13 protein-coding genes and 1 pseudogene are annotated in these 15,012 nt (G+C 74.5%); 9 read left to right on the top strand and 5 right to left on the bottom strand.

Annotation, left to right across the window (positions count from 1 at the left end; all coding sequences use genetic code 11):
- Nucleotides 1-47: 47 nt before the first annotated feature.
- Nucleotides 48-851, bottom strand: a complete 804-nt coding sequence (locus AB0Q99_RS16855; RefSeq protein ID WP_363572381.1) for a hypothetical protein — start codon at nt 849-851, stop codon at nt 48-50.
- Nucleotides 852-1,251: 400 nt separating this feature from the next.
- Here AB0Q99_RS16855 and AB0Q99_RS16860 point away from each other — a divergent pair.
- From AB0Q99_RS16860 to AB0Q99_RS16870, 3 genes and pseudogenes are all read left to right on the top strand, one after another.
- Nucleotides 1,252-2,558 (top strand): annotated as a pseudogene (locus AB0Q99_RS16860) (DUF692 domain-containing protein).
- A 30-nt stretch (nt 2,559-2,588) separates the two neighbouring features.
- Nucleotides 2,589-3,680 carry a TIGR04222 domain-containing membrane protein gene (locus AB0Q99_RS16865; RefSeq protein WP_363572383.1) on the top strand — a complete coding sequence of 364 codons (1,092 nt, stop codon included), beginning with the start codon at nt 2,589-2,591 and terminating at the stop codon, nt 3,678-3,680.
- 128 nt (nt 3,681-3,808) lie between these two features.
- A complete protein-coding gene (locus AB0Q99_RS16870; RefSeq protein ID WP_363572385.1) occupies nt 3,809-4,591 on the top strand; it encodes a TIGR04222 domain-containing membrane protein in 783 nt (260 codons plus the stop codon).
- A 132-nt stretch (nt 4,592-4,723) separates the two neighbouring features.
- Here AB0Q99_RS16870 and hemQ read toward each other — a convergent pair whose 3' ends face one another.
- From hemQ to AB0Q99_RS16885, 3 genes are read right to left on the bottom strand one after another with little or no spacing between them, the layout of a single operon-like run.
- Nucleotides 4,724-5,449 carry a hydrogen peroxide-dependent heme synthase gene (gene hemQ, locus AB0Q99_RS16875; protein WP_363572387.1) on the bottom strand — a complete coding sequence of 242 codons (726 nt, stop codon included), beginning with the start codon at nt 5,447-5,449 and terminating at the stop codon, nt 4,724-4,726.
- Nucleotides 5,446-6,876, bottom strand: coding sequence for a protoporphyrinogen oxidase (hemG, locus tag AB0Q99_RS16880; RefSeq protein ID WP_363572389.1), 1,431 nt, complete (start codon nt 6,874-6,876; stop codon nt 5,446-5,448). Before hemG ends, hemQ begins: the two co-directional genes overlap by 4 nt.
- 34 nt (nt 6,877-6,910) lie before the next feature.
- Nucleotides 6,911-7,501, bottom strand: coding sequence for a Uma2 family endonuclease (locus tag AB0Q99_RS16885; protein WP_363572391.1), 591 nt, complete (start codon nt 7,499-7,501; stop codon nt 6,911-6,913).
- A gap of 55 nt (nt 7,502-7,556) precedes the next feature.
- Here AB0Q99_RS16885 and AB0Q99_RS16890 point away from each other — a divergent pair, with 55 nt between their 5' ends.
- The gene (locus tag AB0Q99_RS16890) at nt 7,557-7,997 is read left to right on the top strand and encodes a DUF523 domain-containing protein (RefSeq protein WP_363572393.1); all 441 of its coding nucleotides are present in this window, start codon (nt 7,557-7,559) and stop codon (nt 7,995-7,997) included.
- A 116-nt stretch (nt 7,998-8,113) separates the two neighbouring features.
- Nucleotides 8,114-9,061, top strand: a complete 948-nt coding sequence (locus AB0Q99_RS16895) for a DUF4349 domain-containing protein (RefSeq protein ID WP_363572395.1) — start codon at nt 8,114-8,116, stop codon at nt 9,059-9,061.
- Nucleotides 9,062-9,122: 61 nt separating this feature from the next.
- On the opposite strand, the gene hemE is transcribed toward AB0Q99_RS16895, so the two are convergent.
- Nucleotides 9,123-10,178, bottom strand: a complete 1,056-nt coding sequence (gene hemE, locus AB0Q99_RS16900) for a uroporphyrinogen decarboxylase (RefSeq protein WP_363572496.1) — start codon at nt 10,176-10,178, stop codon at nt 9,123-9,125.
- A 194-nt stretch (nt 10,179-10,372) separates the two neighbouring features.
- On the opposite strand from hemE, the gene AB0Q99_RS16905 reads away from it, so the two are divergent.
- The 4 genes from AB0Q99_RS16905 to AB0Q99_RS16920 all read left to right on the top strand — a co-directional run bounded on the left by AB0Q99_RS16905 (nt 10,373) and on the right by AB0Q99_RS16920 (nt 15,010).
- Entirely contained in the window at nt 10,373-11,035 is a 663-nt protein-coding gene (locus AB0Q99_RS16905; protein WP_363572397.1) for a DUF3000 domain-containing protein, read from the top strand.
- A 320-nt stretch (nt 11,036-11,355) separates the two neighbouring features.
- Nucleotides 11,356-12,081, top strand: a complete 726-nt coding sequence (locus AB0Q99_RS16910) for a response regulator transcription factor (RefSeq protein ID WP_363572399.1) — start codon at nt 11,356-11,358, stop codon at nt 12,079-12,081.
- Nucleotides 12,082-12,320: 239 nt separating this feature from the next.
- The gene (locus AB0Q99_RS16915; protein WP_363572401.1) at nt 12,321-13,562 is read left to right on the top strand and encodes a ribonuclease D; all 1,242 of its coding nucleotides are present in this window, start codon (nt 12,321-12,323) and stop codon (nt 13,560-13,562) included.
- Between the two features lie 230 nt (nt 13,563-13,792).
- Nucleotides 13,793-15,010 carry an acetyl-CoA C-acyltransferase gene (locus AB0Q99_RS16920; protein WP_363572403.1) on the top strand — a complete coding sequence of 406 codons (1,218 nt, stop codon included), beginning with the start codon at nt 13,793-13,795 and terminating at the stop codon, nt 15,008-15,010.
- Nucleotides 15,011-15,012: the final 2 nt, after the last annotated feature.

Below are 15,012 nucleotides of genomic sequence, written 5' to 3' on the forward strand. Positions count from 1 at the left end.
CCTCCCGTGGTGTCCTGATTCGCACCACGTGGTCGAGACCAATTATCTCACTGCTCGGGACGAGCGGCGGACACCTCGCCCCGGAAGCCCGACGGGACGTCCGCCCGGGGCGCGGGCAGGGCGCGGCAGACCTCGACCGTGACGTCCACGGTGTCCAGCCCGATCACCCGGCCCTCGACCGCGGCGAATCCTTTCTCCCCCGAACGGAAGAGCGCCGCCAGCGGCGAGTTCCGGCTCGCCGCGGTCAGCGCCTCCACCGCCATCGCGGAGCCGAAGGCGAACACCCCGCAGAGCACCACGCAGGGCGCGTGCCGGGGCGTGCGGGTCACGAAGACGAAGCCGTGATCGCGGATCAGCTCCCCGGCCGGGTTGAACAGCGCCTCGAAGGTCATTCCGCCCCAGCGGGCGCGGGCCTCCTCCGGGTACTCGATCGCGAAGTCCGGGAACACCGCGTCCAGCACCCCGGCGGAGTAGGCGTTGACGCTCGGGCCGCCGATCGAGAAGGTCGGCATCCGCGGGTCCTGGGAGCCCGCCACCACCAGCTCGATCGTCGCCTTCCGGTTGACCTTGCGCAGCAGGTCGGTGAGTTGGGCTATCGCCCTGGCCTCGGCCATCGGCATGAACAGCACGTTCTTCGGCCCGCGGCTGGTCAGCCGGCAGCCGTCCGTGGTGAAGGCGAACTCCGCGACCTCGATGCTCGGCGTGATGATCTGCACCCGGCTGTACGGGGCCAGCATCGCCCGCAGGAAGCCGTAGCGCAGGAGCAGTCTGGTCCGGGCCAGGGAGCGGGCCGCGAGGAAACCGATCACGGCCGGAACCGATGCGATCAGCACCTGGAGCAGGATGTCCATATCATCCCCCCGGAGGAAGACTCGGCCACGAACCGTACGCCCTGGTTAAGTCCCCGCCCGTGGCCGGAAATACCCCCTCCCGGCGGTCCGGAGCGTCAGAATCACCGTCCCGGGGGTCACTTCGGGCGCTTGGTGCCCTTGCGCTCCCCCGCGCAGCGCTCGTACCCCAGCCACGCGTCGACCGCGAGCACCGGCCCGTGGTCCCCGCGCCGCCGCCGGATTTTCCGAATCCCCCGGCACCGGAACGACAAGCTCAAATAATGCTCTGAGAAGACCGGGTGAGGCTTGGCAGCCGCCCCCACCGGGGACATCCTCGGCAACACGGCCGCGTGGTCCTGGCGACGGCGCCCGCACCACCCGACGGCCCTTCCCGTTCCGGCCCTCAGAAGGGGGCGAACCGATGACTTCTCCTGCCCTGGACCTGCCCGTACGGGCCACCGGCGGCCCCGCCGCCCCCACCCGCCTGGGCGTCGGCCTCGGCTGGCGCGCCGAGATCGACACCGTGGTCGAGCGCCAGCCCGGTCTGGACTGGGTCGAGGTGGTCGCCGAGAACATCTGCGCCGGCCACCTGCCCGACTCGCTGACGGTGCTGCGCGAACGCGGCGTCACCGTCGTCCCGCACGGCGTCGGCCTCGGCCTCGGCGGTGCCGACCTGCCCGACCCCGCCCGGCTCGGCAAGCTCGCCGAAACGGCGCTCGCGCTCGGCTCCCCACTGGTCACCGAGCACCTGGCCTTCGTCCGGGCCGGCGGCCTGGAGGCCGGCCACCTGCTGCCCGTCCCGCGGACCAGGGACTCGCTGCGGGTGATCGCCGAGAACGTCCGGATCGCCCAGGACCAGCTCCCGGTGCCGCTCGCCCTGGAGAACATAGCCGCCCAACTCTCCTGGCCGGACGACGAGTTCACCGAGGCGCAGTTCCTCGCCGAACTGGTCGCCCGCACCGGCGTCCGGCTGCTGATCGACGTCGCCAACCTGCACACCAACCGGGTCAACCTCGGCGTCGACCCGGCCGCCGAACTCGACCGCCTGCCGCTGGAGGCCCTCGCCTACGTCCACGTCGCGGGCGGCGAGCTGGTCGACGGAACCTGGCACGACACCCACGCCCACCCCGTCACCGAACCGGTGCTGGAGGTGCTGGCCGAGCTCTGCGCGCGGGTGGCGCCGCCCGGCGTCCTGCTGGAACGGGACGCGAACTTCCCGCCGCCCAGTGAGCTGGCCGGTGACCTGGACGCCGTCCGCCGGGTGCTGGAGGGGAGCACCCGACGATGAGCGACCCGACCGCGGCCACCGGCCCGGCCGCCGCGGAAGCCGCGGAAGCCGCCGCCCGGGAGCGTCTGGCCCGGCGCCAGCAGGAGCTGCTGGCCGCCCTGGTGGCCGGCGGGCCCGTCCCGCCCGGCTTCGACCCGGCCCAGGTCCGCGCCCAGTCCACCGGCCTCGCCGCCAAGCGGCGCGACACCGCCGCCAAGGTGGCCCCGGACCTGCCCCGCCTGCTCGGCGAACGGTACGGTCCGCTCTTCCTCGGCTACGCCCGCACCCACCCGCAGACCGGCGGCTACCGCGCCGACGCCCGGGCCTTCGCGCAGTGGGTGCTCACCGACGGCGGCCCGCTCGCCGCCGACCACCGCCGGGCCCTGGAGCGGTGGCTCCACCCGGCACCCGTACGGCCGACCGGCCCGCTGGCGCGCCTGCGCCGGGCCCTGCGCGGCTAGCGACCCATCATCACCCCGGGGGAACCGCCCATGTGGCACAACAGCTTCTTCATCGTCCCGGCCGTCCTGCTGGCGGCCGCCGCCCTGTACGCCGCCCGGACCCGGCGGCGCATCGGCCACGTCCCGCACGCCAGGGGCCTGCCCGGCCGCGGTCTGCCGCTGCTCGACGCCGCGTTCCTGTCCGGCGGCCCGGGCCGGGTGTTCGACACCGCGCTGGTCCGGATGCACCTGGGCGAGCAGGTCGTGATCAGCCGCTCCGGTCTGGTCACGCTCGTCGGCGCCCGGCCGTACGACGCCGTCGACCAAGCGGTCCAGGAGGCCGTCGGCCCCACCGGCAGCCGCGAGATCGCCCCGCTGCGCCGGACGGTGATGCGCTCCGCCGCCGTCCAGGAGATCGGCGACCGGCTCGCCGACCGCGGCCTGCTGCGCCGCCCCGAACGACTGCGGCGGGCCCGGACCGCCCGCCGGCTGCTCTGGTCGGCGATGCTCGTCGTCGTGGCCTTCACGGTGGCCGCCGAACTGCTCGACGACGGCGCCCACGGCCACGACCGCCCCAACCTGTGGATCCCCGGCGCCCTGCTGGTCGCCGGCGTCCTCACGCTGCTCGCCACGCCGTCGGTCAGGGGCCGGATCACCCCGGCCGGGACGCGCCAGCTGACCCTGATGGACGGCTCGCCGTGGACGCCCCACTCCGGTGTGCCGTCCCGGCTGGCGGGCGGCGCGCTGCTGGGCGCGCTCGCCCTCGGCGGGCTGGCCGCGGCCGGGCTGGACGACCAGGAGCTGGAGGCCGCGATGCTGGCGGCGGCGGCCGAGGAGGAGGCGGTGCGGCAGGCCGCCGCGAGCTCGTCCTCGTCCGTCTTCCCGTCCTCCTCCTCTTCTTCCTCCTCGTGCTCGTCCAGCTCCTGCGGCGGCTCCGCCTCCTGGTGCGGCTCCGCCGACTCCGGCTCCTCCGGCGGCGGCTGCGGTTCGTCGAGCTGCGGCTCCGGCTCGAGCTCCAGCAGCTGCGGATCGTCCTCCTCCAGCTGCGGGTCCTCGTCCAGCGGCGGGTCCTCGTCCAGCTGCGGCTCCAGCTCCAGCAGCTGCGGATCGAGCTGCGGTGGTGGCGGCGGCTGCGGCTCCTGACCCGCGCCCCGGGCGGCTGCGGGGGCGTCCTCCCGCGGCCGTGCCGCGTCCCCGGCCGACGTCACAGTTCGGTATCGCGGACCGGGAAGACGTTCCCCGCACCATCGGGCCAGGCATACAACAAGGCCATGTGGTTGCTGTTCCTCATACCGGCCTGTATCGCGGCGGTGCTCTCCTGTCTCCGGCTGGTCCGGATGGCCGCCACCGCCGACGCCCTGGCCGAACAGGACGGGCTGCGCCCACCGGAAGCCGTCGGCATCGGCCTGTACGAGACCGCCTACCTGGCGGGCGGCCCTGACCGGGTGGTCGAACTGGCGCTCGTGCTGATGGCCGGCCGGGGCCGCCTGCACCTGGCGCACACCGGCTGGACCACCGTCGTCGACCCCCGGGGCCGCAGCCGGCTGGAACGGGCGGTCATCGCCACCGTCGGCCCCGAGGGCCAGTGCCGCACGGACGAGCTGCGCCGCGCGATGGCCGAGCACCCCACCGTGCTGGAGATCGGCGCCCGGCTCTCGCTGGCCGGCCTCGCGACCCCGGCGCTGGTACAGCGCAGCACCCTCGTGGTGGTCCGGCAGGTCCGCCACGCGCTGCTGCTGTCCCTGCTCCTGCTGGCCGCCTCGCTGGCCGTCAGCGGCTTCACCGGCGACGACGCCCTCGCGCCGCTCGCCTGGTTCTCGCTGCCGCTGGTGCTCACCTCGGGCACCCTGCTGATGGCCCGGGTCGACGTCTACCCCTACACCCGCTGGGCCTCCCCGATCGGCCAGGAGGTGCTGCGCGAGGTCCGGCCCACCCGCCAGCGCGGCCTCGCCGACGACGAGGAGCGCGAACTGCTCACCGCCGTCGCCATGAACGGCCCGGCCGTCCTCCCCGACGCCCGCCTGCGCGCCGCCCTGCGCCCGCACCGCACCTGAGCTCGCGCCCGGACGGACGGACGCACCGACCGGCCGCACCCCGCGGGAACGCCCGGAGGCCGGTTCCCCGTGCGTACGGGGAACCGGCCTCCGGGAGGGAAACCGCGGTCGCTCAGGCCAGGCCGTCGACGCTCAGGCCAGGCCGTTGAGCAGCTCGCCGAGCGGCTTGCGGCGGCCGGTGAAGAACGGCACCTCCTCGCGGACGTGCAGCCGGGCCCGGGACGGGCGCAGGTCGCGCATCAGGTCGACGATCCGGTGCAGCTCGTCCGCCTCGAAGGCGAGCAGCCACTCGTAGTCGCCGAGCGCGAACGAGGCCACCGTGTTGGCCCGCACGTCCGGGTAGCCGCGCGCCATCTTGCCGTGCTCGGCGAGCATCGCGCGCCGCTCGTCGTCCGGCAGCAGGTACCACTCGTAAGAGCGGACGAACGGGTACACGCAGACGTAGTCCCGGGCGCGCTCGTCGGCGAGGAAGGCCGGGATGTGCGACTTGTTGAACTCGGCCGGGCGGTGCAGCGCCATGTTCGACCAGACCGGCTCCAGCCGGCGGCCCAGGCCGGTGCGGCGGAAGCGGTTGTACGCCTCCTGCAGGTCGTCCGAGTCGGCGGCGTGCCACCAGACCAGGATGTCGGCGTCCGCACGCAGACCGGAGACGTCGTACGTGCCGCGCACGGTCACGTCCTTGGCGGCCAGCTGCTCGAACAGCTCGTCCACCTCGGCGGCCAGGGCGGTGCGGTCCTCGGGCAGGACGTCCTTGAGCTTGAACACCGACCACATGGTGTAGCGGATGACCTGGTTCAGGTCGCGCGCCTTCTTCTTCTCGGGCCGCTGCTCCGGCTCCCGCTCAACGCTCTCAGTCATGCGCCCATTGTCCTCTCCGTGGAACCTTCCCCGGTCGCCGGGGTCAACAGTCTGTCGATGGTGGCCGCCGCGGCGGCGGCCGAGCCGATGCACGCCGGAATGCCCACCCCGTCGTACGCGGCGCCGCACAGCGCCAGGCCGCCCACCCGCCCGGCCGCCGCCCGGATCCGGGCCACCTTGTCCGGGTGACCCACCGGGTACTGCGGCAGGCCCGCCGCGAAGCGCGAGACGAAGGTGTCGTACGGCCGGGCGGTCAGCCCGATCGCCTCCCCCAGGTCCGCCAGCGAGCGGGCCACCAGCTCCTCGTCCGGCAGGCCCAGCGCCTCCTCCTCGCGGTGCCGGCCCAGCGAGGTGCGCAGCAGGAACGCGTCCGGCGCGGAGCGCTCCAGCCAGCCCCACTTGTTGGAGGAGAAGGTCGACGCCTTGATCCGCCGCCCGTCCACCGGCGGCACCAGGAAGCCGCTGCCGCTCGGGAGTTCGGCCAGCTCGGAGCGCCGGAACGCCAGGGTCACCAGCGCCATGCCCGCGTACTCGACGGTGTCCAGCTCGGCGGCGGCCGCCGGGGCGTCCGCGCGCAGCAGCCGGGCCGCGGCGGGGGCCGGAACGGCCAGCACCACGGCGTCCGCGCGCAGTACCTCGCCGCCGGCCACCACCCGCCAGCCGTCGGGGGTGCGGCGCAGCTCGTCCACCGGGGCGTCCGTCCGCAGGTCGACGCCCGCCCCGACGCAGGCCGCGGCGACCGCCTGCGGCAGGGTGCCGAGGCCGCCGCGCAGGCCGTTGAACACCGGGGTGTCGGCGGTCTTCGGCCGGGACGCCAGCTCGTGCACGCCCTCGACCAGCGAACCGCCGCCCCGGGCGATCGCCAGCAGCTGCGGTACGGCGGCCCGCAGCGAGATCTCGTCGGCGCGCCCGGCGTAGACGCCGCCCAGCAGCGGTTCGACCAGCCGGTCGACCACCTCCCGGCCCAGCCGGTCGGCGACGTAGCGGCCGATCGCGACGTCCTCCCCCACCTCGGTGCTCCGCTCGTGCCGGGCCCGCTCCAGGCCCTCGGCGGTGAGCACCCCGGAGGCCGCCAGCGCCTCCAGGTCGCCCGGCACGCCCATCACCTGCCCGCCCGGCAGCGGCCGCAGCGCCCCGCGGGTCCAGATCGCCGCCTTCGCGGTGGTCGGCGGCTCCAGTTCCCCGCCCAGCCCGACCGCCCGCGCCAGCTCGACCGCCTCCGGCCGCCGGGCCAGCACCGACTCGGCCCCGAGGTCGACCCGGACCCCGCCGACCTCCCCGCCCCACAGCTTCCCGCCGACCCGTTCCGACGCCTCCAGCACCGTCACCCGCGCCCGCGCCGGACCGCCGGCCGCCCCGCTCAGAAAAGCGGCCGCAGCCAGCCCCGCGATCCCACCACCGACGACGACGACCTGTGCATCCGACATGCTCCGCAGTCTCGCAGGTCTTTACGCCGGACCCTCAATCCCCTGCACGCCCGCCGCCCGGCACCAGTGCGTCCAGGTCGACGGTGACCGGGAACGGCACCGGGCGTTCGAGCGTGCCCCGGAAGATCCCGGCCGGGGCGTAGGCGTTCGTCGCCCGATCCAGCTCGTAGACGTGCACGACCGGTCGCCCGGCCTCGTCCTCGACGATCCAGTAGTGCGGGATGCCCGCCTCGGCGTACTTGCGGACCTTGACCGTACGATCGCGGTGCGCGGACTCGGGGGAGACGACCTCCACGACCAGCAGTACGTCAGCCGGGGCGTACCGGGTCCGGTCGGGGTCGTACTCCGCCGTGGCGACCACCACGTCCGGTTCCGGCCGGTTACGGGGATCGAGCTTGATCGTCATCTCGCCCTCGGCCAGCACTCCGTCCGGCACCGACTGCTCCAGCACGTCGGTCAGCCGCCGCACGACCCGGGTGTGCCACGAACGCTGCGGGGACATCATGAAGACCAGCGCTCCGTCGATCAGTTCGGTGTGGCGCGGGGCCTGCGGCAGGTGGTCGAGGTCGTCGGCAAACCAACCCTCGGCTCTGGGCGCGTACATCCAGTCCGGCAGCTCGCTCATGCCCTCAAGATAGCGAGTTCCAGGGCGCGAGGGACCGCCGCCTAGTCTGTGCGCCATGGAACCGATCGTGGTGAGTGCGTGTCTGGCCGGGGTCCCCTGCCGGTACGACGGGCAGGCGAAGAGCTCCGACGGCGCGCTGCGCCTGGTCGAGGAGGGGCGGGCCGTCGTGGTCTGCCCGGAGGGGGCGGGCGGGCTGCCGACCCCGCGGCCCCCGGCGGAGATCGTGGGCGGGGACGGCGCGGACGTGCTGGACGGGCGGGCGCGGGTGGTGGACGCGACCGGGGCGGACTGCACCGGGGAGTTCCTGGCCGGTGCCCGGGCCGCGCTGGCGGCGGCCGAGGCGGCGGGAGCGCGGCGGGCGCTGCTGATGGCGCGCAGTCCGTCCTGCGGCTGCGGGCGGGTGTACGACGGGACGTTCACCGGCGAGCTCCGGCCCGGGGACGGCGTGACGGCGGCGCTGCTGCGCCGGGCGGGGATCGAGGTCACCGCCGGGTAGGTCGTGTCCGGCCCGTCGCCGAGCCGTGATGGAGTCGCGATCTCCCGGGCGGATCCGCACGGCCGGCTCTCCCGTCCAAGGGGGAGACCTGTCAACGGAGTTGGGGAGGAACGGACATGGGGAGACGGACCGGAGCCGGTGCGCTGGGGGCGGCGGCGGCCGCGGCGGTGCTGCTGGTCGGGGGGTGCGGTGCGAGCGGCTCGGGGGAGTCGGCCAGGCCCGACGCGGCGGTGGCCCCGGCGAAACAGGCCGGTCCGGGCGGCGGGGCGGCGGCCGCGACCGGCGCCGCCCAGCCCTCCGGAGCCCCCGCGGCGGCCGGGGTGTCCCCGGTCGCCGACAGCGGCCGGCTGATCGCGTACACCGCGCAGCTCAGCCTGAGCACCCAGGACGTCGGCCAGGTGCTGGCCAGGGCACGGGAGTTGACCACGACGGCGGGCGGCTACGTGGGCGCCGAGTCGGTCACCGGCGGCGGCGCGAACCAGTCGGGCCAGCTGACGCTGAGGATCCCGTCGGCCGCCTACCAGCAGACCCTGGACCAGCTCGCCGCCCTGGGCGAGGTGTCCTCCCGCAAGAGCCAGGCGGACGACCTGACCCAGCAGGTCGCCGACGTGGCGAGCCGGGTGCAGACCCAGCAGGCGAGCGTGGAGCGGGTGCGGGCGCTGATGGCGCAGGCGAAGTCGCTGAGCGAGGTCACCTCGCTGGAGACCGAGCTGAGCCGCCGCGAGGCCGACCTGGAGTCCCTCCAGAAGCAGCAGAAGGAGCTGTCCGCCCGGACCTCGTACTCCACCGTCACCCTGGAGGTCCGCCGCGAGGTCACCGCCCCGACGCCGGCGCCGGTGCCGAAGGCCGAGGCCGAGGGCTTCGGCGACGCGGTCGGCTCCGCGCTCGGCGGCGGCTGGCACGCCCTGTCGGTGATCGCCCGCGGCCTGTCCGTGGCCTTCGCCGCGGTGGCGCCGTTCCTGCTGGTGCTGGGCGTCCCCGCGGCCCTGGTGTACCGCTACTGGTGGCGCCGCCGCCCGGTGCCGGCCGGGCCGAACGCCGAGGAGCCCCGGGCCGAGGGCTGAACGACGGCGGGGCCGGGCCCTCCGCGAGCAGGAGGGCCCGGCTCCGCCGTACGTCGGCGCGTCAGCGCGCGCTGGCCTCGTGGACGAAGGCGACGAGCCGGCTGAGCGCGTCCGGGTCCATGGACGGCATGACACCGTGGCCGAGGTTGAAGATGTGGCCGCTGGGGCCGACCGCCCGGGCGGCGTCCAGCACCTCGCGGGCCTTGGTCTCCACGACCGCGGTGGGCGCGAACAGCACGGCCGGGTCGAGGTTGCCCTGCAGGCCCTTGCCCGGGCCGACCCGCTCGGCGGCGACGTCCAGCGGCACCCGCCAGTCGACGCCGACGACGTCCGCGCCGGCCTGGCCCATCAGCCCGAGCAGTTCGCCGGTGCCGACGCCGAAGTGGATCCGCGGCACGCCGTACCCGGCGACGGCGTCGAAGACCTTGGTGCTGGCCGGCATCACCGAGCGGCGGTAGTCCGCCGGCGCGAGCGAGCCGACCCAGGAGTCGAACAGCTGGACGGCCGAGGCGCCGGCTTCGATCTGCACCTTCAGGAAGGCCGAGGTGATGTCCGCGAGCCGGTCCACCAAGGCGGCCCACAGCTCGGGCTGCCCGTACATCATGGCCTTGGTGTTCTCGTGGTTCTTGGAGGGGCCGCCCTCGACCAGGTAGCTGGCCAGCGTGTACGGCGCGCCGGCGAAGCCGATCAGCGGGGTCCCGCCGAGCTCGTCCACCAGCAGGCCGACGGCCTCGGTGATGTAGGGGACGTCGTCCGGCTCGAGCGGGCGCAGCCGCCGGAGGTCCTCGAAGGTGCGGATCGGGTCGGCGATGACCGGGCCGACGCCGGCCTTGATGTCGACGTCGATGCCGACCGCCTTGAGCGGCACCACGATGTCGCTGAAGAAGATCGCCGCGTCCACCTCGTGCCGGCGCACCGGCTGCAGGGTGATCTCCTTGACCAGCTCGGGCCGCATGCAGGACTCCAGCATGGGGATGCCCTCGCGGACCTTCAGGTACTCGGGCAGCGAGCGGCCGGCCTGGCGCATGAACCAGACGGGCGTGTGCGGCACCGGCTCGTGCCGGCAGGCGCGCAGGAACGCGGAGTCGTACGCGGCGCCGCGGCGCGCGGGGGTGATCGGGCCGCCGTGGGTGCCCGCCGTGGTGTCTGCCGTAGTCTCGCTCACACGTCAAATCTTCGCACGCGTCCCGGGGGCCTCCCCCCGGCCGCTCTCGTCGGTTCCTCCAAGATCTGCCCGGGTTTGCCGTTCCGGCACGCCGCAGCGGGAGAAGTTGCGGCGATAACCCCGGTCTTCGACCTAGTCTTCGGGTCATGGCAGCGGTCGGAGGGCACCCCGCGCAGGGTGGCGGAGCAGGTGGCGGAACGGGTCGCGAGGGGGCGCCGAGCGAGTTCCGGGCTGCCGTGGCGGCCCTGGACGGGGCCCGGCTGCGGCCCGAGGTGCAGCTCTCCCCCGCGCCGGCCCCGCGCCGGCTCGCCCCGCACGCCTTCGCGGTGACGGCCGCGGTCGAGGTGGACGGCGAGGAGCTCTCGGACGGCCGGCTGGTGCTGCTGTACGACCCGGCCGGGCAGGAGGCCTGGAACGGCGAGTTCCGGGTGGTCACGATGACCCGGGCCGAGCTGGAGCCGGAGATGGCCGGCGACCCGATGCTCTGCGAGGTCGGCTGGGCCTGGCTGCTGGACTCCCTGCAGACGCACGGCGCCGGGTACGCGGAGCCGTCCGGCACGGTGACCAGGTGCGCGTCCCAGTACTTCGGCGGCCTGGCGGACCGCCCGTCGTCGACCGAGATCGAGATCCGGGCCTCGTGGACGCCGGCCGACGGCCGCTTCGAACGGCACCTGGCGGCCTGGGCGGAGCTGCTCTGCATCAGCGCCGGCCTGCCGCCGGCCGCGCCCGCGCCGCAGGGCCCCGGCGAGGTTCCGTCACTCGGTGGAGTGGTCCCGATGCCCGCCCGGCGACGCCCCCGGTCGCACTGACGAGTGGCGTCCGGCCCCGACGGCACCGGACGGCCGGACGCCACCCCCAGGGCTGACGGAGTGTGACTTCGGACCCGCTCTGCGTCAATTAGGCGGTCGAAACCGACCGATCGGCATCGAATCTGATCGATTTTGTGCGAATACCAGGCATGTCGCATCAATCATTTGCGCGATTTGTCCGTATTGTTACTCACTAGATCGTGATCTTTCGCTAAAGCCGGGCACGGTTGCTGCCGAAGCAGACTGTGACCCTTTCCGAACGCGGAACACTCCGACCGCCCCCATCGGGGTTCCGTCCGCCACTCCCCGCAGGAGGCCTGGTGTCGGTCCTTCTTGAGCACCCCGCAAACGTGGTCGCCTACCGCCCGACGAAGCCCACCGCCATGGTGGTCATCGCCGATCCCCGCGTCCGAAACACCGTCACCCGCCACCTGTGGGCGCTCGGCGTCCGGGACGTGATCGAGGTGTCCTCGATCGCCGAGGCCCGCCCCCGGGTCTCCACCCCGCGTGACATCTGCGTCGCCGACGTCCACCTGCCGGACGGCTCCGGGCTGACCATCCTCGCCGAGACCCGCGCCGCGGGCTGGCCCAACGGCCTGGCGCTCTCCGCCGCCGACGACATCGGCGCGGTCCGCAGCGCGCTGGCCGGCGGCGTCAAGGGCTACGTGGTCACCGGCACCCGGACGAACGTCGCGATGCCGGGCCGCCCGGGCCTGCCGATCGGCGCCGCCGGGCTGGCCGGCCGGATGCGCCGCCCCGGGATGCCGGGCATGCCGGGCGCCGCCGGCGCTCCGGGCGCCCCCGGAGCCCCCGGCGCCCCCGGTCAGCCGGGCCCGCAGCAGGCCGCCTACCGCGAGCTGTCCGGCCGCGAGGTCGAGGTGCTGCGGCTGGTCGCCGAGGGCCAGTCGAACAAGGCGATCGGCGTGGCGATGGGCCTGTCGGCGCTCACCGTGAAGAGCCACCTGGCCCGGATCGCCCGCAAGCTGGGCACCGGCGACCGCGCCGGGATGGTCGCCGTCGCGCTGCGCACCGGAATCATTCACTGAGCCGAGAGCTCCGGACCGCCGCGGCGGCCGAGGAGGAACGTTTCCTCCTCGGCCGCCGCGGCACTGTCCGCCGCCGGGCAGGAGCGGGCGCGAGCGGACGCGGACCGTCGGGCGCCCCGGCCGGAGCGGCCGCGGACCCCCGGCGCCGGATCCCCCATCGCCCGCTGTGGGGCGGGCGAGTGACTGTCTGACCAGTCCGACAACACTCCCGGTCGTGAGGACCGTCGTACCCTTGGGGGGTGACCGACGCCGTAGCAGCCATCCCAGAAGAAGCAGCCCCGGTCCCGCTCCTCGAACCGAAGGAGGGGATCCCGCCCGTCGTGGCGGACGAGCGGGCGCTGGCCGCCACGATCGCCGCCTTCGCCGCGGGCTCCGGACCGGTCGCCGTCGACGCCGAGCGCGCCTCCGGCTACCGCTACGGGCAGCGGGCCTACCTCATCCAGCTGCGCCGCGCGGGCTCCGGCTCCGCCCTGATCGACCCGATCGCCTGCCCCGACCTCAGCGCGCTCGACGCCGCGATCGGGGACGCCGAATGGGTGGTGCACGCGGCCACCCAGGACCTGCCCTGCCTCGCCGAGGTGGGCATGAGACCCCGGCGCCTGTTCGACACCGAGCTGGCCGGGCGGATCGCCGGCTTCGCCCGGGTCGGCCTCGGACCGATGACCGAGAACGTGCTCGGCCTGAGCCTGGCCAAGGAGCACTCGGCGGTCGACTGGTCCACCCGCCCCCTGCCCGAGCCGTGGCTGCGCTACGCCGCTCTGGACGTCGAGGTGCTGGTCGAGCTGCGGGACGCACTCGAACAGGAGCTGGACGCCCAGGGCAAGCTCGAATGGGCCCTGGAGGAGTTCGCCGCGATCGCCGCCGCGCCCCGCCCCGCCCCGCGCACCGACCCGTGGCGGCGCACCTCGCAGCTGCACAAGGTCCGCCGGCGCCGTCAGCTGGCCGTGGTGCGCGAGCTCTGGCAGGCCCGCGACCGGATGGCGCAGGAGCGCGACGTCTCCCCCGGCCGGGTGCTCTCGGACGCCGCGATCGTCAACGCCGCGCTGGCCATGCCGCTGAACATCGCCGCGCTGCAGGCCGTGCAGGGCTTCGGACCGCGGGTGCACCGGCGCCAGCTGGAGCAGTGGCTGGCCGCCGTGCAGCGCGGCCGGGAGATCCCGGAGGGCCAGCTGCCGCCGGCCGCCGCCCCGCACGACGGTCCGCCGCCGCCGCGGGCCTGGGCCGAGAAGGACCCGGTGGCCGCCGCCCGCCTCTCCGGCGCGCGAAGCGCGGTCAGCGAGCTGGCCGAGCGGCACCACCTGCCGGCCGAGAACCTGATCACCCCGGACCTGGTCCGGCGGGTCTCCTGGGAGCCGCCGGCCGACCGCGGCCCCGAGGGCGTGGCCGCCGCGCTGCGCCGGCTCGGCGCCCGGCAGTGGCAGGTCGACCTGGTGGCGCCCGCGGTGGCCGCCGCCTTCGCCTCGGCCGCGGCCGAGGGCTGACCGCGACAGGGCCGGAAGGGGATGTCGTCCGTACGGGCGGCATCCCCTTCGTCGTGCCCGGGAACAGCTCTCCTGGTCGGACGTGTCGCGGGACACACGACCGGAACCGTCCGAGGGGCCTGGGCAGGGTGGTTACCGACCGGTAGCATGACCGTGATGCGGCGCCGCTCGGGTCTTCGCCGGCGGCAGCCTGCCCACCTCAAATGTTGGTCCCTGGGAGGAGAGCCCCCGTGCCTCGTACCGCGAGGGACGTCGTCTTCGTCGATGGCGTCCGCACCCCGTTCGGCAAGGCCGGCCCGAAGGGCATCTACCACGAGACGCGCGCCGACGACCTCGTCGTCAAGTGCATCCGGGAGCTCGTGCGCCGTAACCCGAACCTGCCCGTCGAGCGCATCGACGAGGTCGCCGTGGCGGCCACCACGCAGATCGGCGACCAGGGTCTGACCATCGGGCGCACCGCCGCCCTGCTGGCAGGCCTGCCGAAGTCCGTCCCCGGCTACGCGATCGACCGCATGTGCGCCGGTGCGCTGACCGCCGTGACCACCACCGCCGGCGGCATCGCCTTCGGCGCGTACGACGTGGTCGTGGCCGGCGGCGTCGAGCACATGGGCCGCCACCCGATGGGCGAGGGCGTCGACCCGAACCCGCGCTTCGTCTCCGAGAAGCTGGTCGACGAGTCCGCCCTGTTCATGGGCATGACCGCGGAGAACCTGCACGACCGCTTCCCGCACATCACCAAGGAGCGCTGCGACGCCTACGCCGTGCGCTCCCAGGAGAAGGCCGCCAAGGCGTACGCCAACGGCGACATCCAGCCCGACCTGGTGCCGATCTCGATCCGCAACACCAACCCCGAGGTCGGCGAGACCGGCTGGGGCCTGGCCACCGTGGACGAGCCGCTGCGCCCGGGCACCACGATGGAGTCGCTGGCCGGCCTCAAGACCCCGTTCCGCCCGCACGGCAACATCACCGCGGGCAACTCGGCCGGTCTGAACGACGGTGCCACCGCCTCGCTGCTGGCCGCCGAGGACGTCGCCGAGGAGCTCGGCCTCCCGGTCAAGATGCGCCTGGTCTCCTACGCCTTCGCCGGCGTCGAGCCCGAGGTCATGGGCATCGGCCCGGTCCCGGCCACCGAGAAGGCGCTGGCCAAGGCCGGTCTGACCATCGACGACATCGACGCGTTCGAGGTCAACGAGGCCTTCGCCGTCCAGGTGCTGGCCTTCCTCGACCACTACGGCATCGCGGACGACGACGAGCGGGTCAACCCGTTCGGCGGCGCGATCGCCTTCGGCCACCCGCTGGCCTCCTCCGGCGTGCGCCTGATGAACCAGCTGGCCCGCCGCTTCGAGCAGCGCCCGGACGTCCGCTACGGCCTCACCACGATGTGCATCGGCTTCGGCATGGGCGGCACCATCATCTGGGAGAACCCGCACTTCGAGGGTGGTAAGTGATC

It is taken from the genome of Kitasatospora sp. NPDC086791, assembly GCF_040685975.1.
In the GTDB taxonomy this organism is placed as follows: Bacteria; Actinomycetota; Actinomycetes; order Streptomycetales; family Streptomycetaceae; genus Kitasatospora.

What these genes read in the sequence shown, in the direction of transcription:
- AB0Q99_RS16865 (WP_363572383.1), top strand. Translation starts at nt 2,589, where the DNA reads ATGTGGCACAACAGCTTCTTCATCGTCCCGGCCGTCCTGCTGGCGGCC.
- AB0Q99_RS16885 (WP_363572391.1), bottom strand. Translation starts at nt 7,501, where the DNA reads ATGAGCGAGCTGCCGGACTGGATGTACGCGCCCAGAGCCGAGGGTTGG.
- AB0Q99_RS16870 (WP_363572385.1), top strand. Translation starts at nt 3,809, where the DNA reads ATGTGGTTGCTGTTCCTCATACCGGCCTGTATCGCGGCGGTGCTCTCC.
- AB0Q99_RS16855 (WP_363572381.1), bottom strand. Translation starts at nt 851, where the DNA reads ATGGACATCCTGCTCCAGGTGCTGATCGCATCGGTTCCGGCCGTGATC.
- hemQ (WP_363572387.1), bottom strand. Translation starts at nt 5,449, where the DNA reads ATGACTGAGAGCGTTGAGCGGGAGCCGGAGCAGCGGCCCGAGAAGAAG.
- AB0Q99_RS16905 (WP_363572397.1), top strand. Translation starts at nt 10,373, where the DNA reads ATGGCAGCGGTCGGAGGGCACCCCGCGCAGGGTGGCGGAGCAGGTGGC.
- AB0Q99_RS16895 (WP_363572395.1), top strand. Translation starts at nt 8,114, where the DNA reads ATGGGGAGACGGACCGGAGCCGGTGCGCTGGGGGCGGCGGCGGCCGCG.
- AB0Q99_RS16890 (WP_363572393.1), top strand. Translation starts at nt 7,557, where the DNA reads ATGGAACCGATCGTGGTGAGTGCGTGTCTGGCCGGGGTCCCCTGCCGG.
- hemG (WP_363572389.1), bottom strand. Translation starts at nt 6,876, where the DNA reads ATGTCGGATGCACAGGTCGTCGTCGTCGGTGGTGGGATCGCGGGGCTG.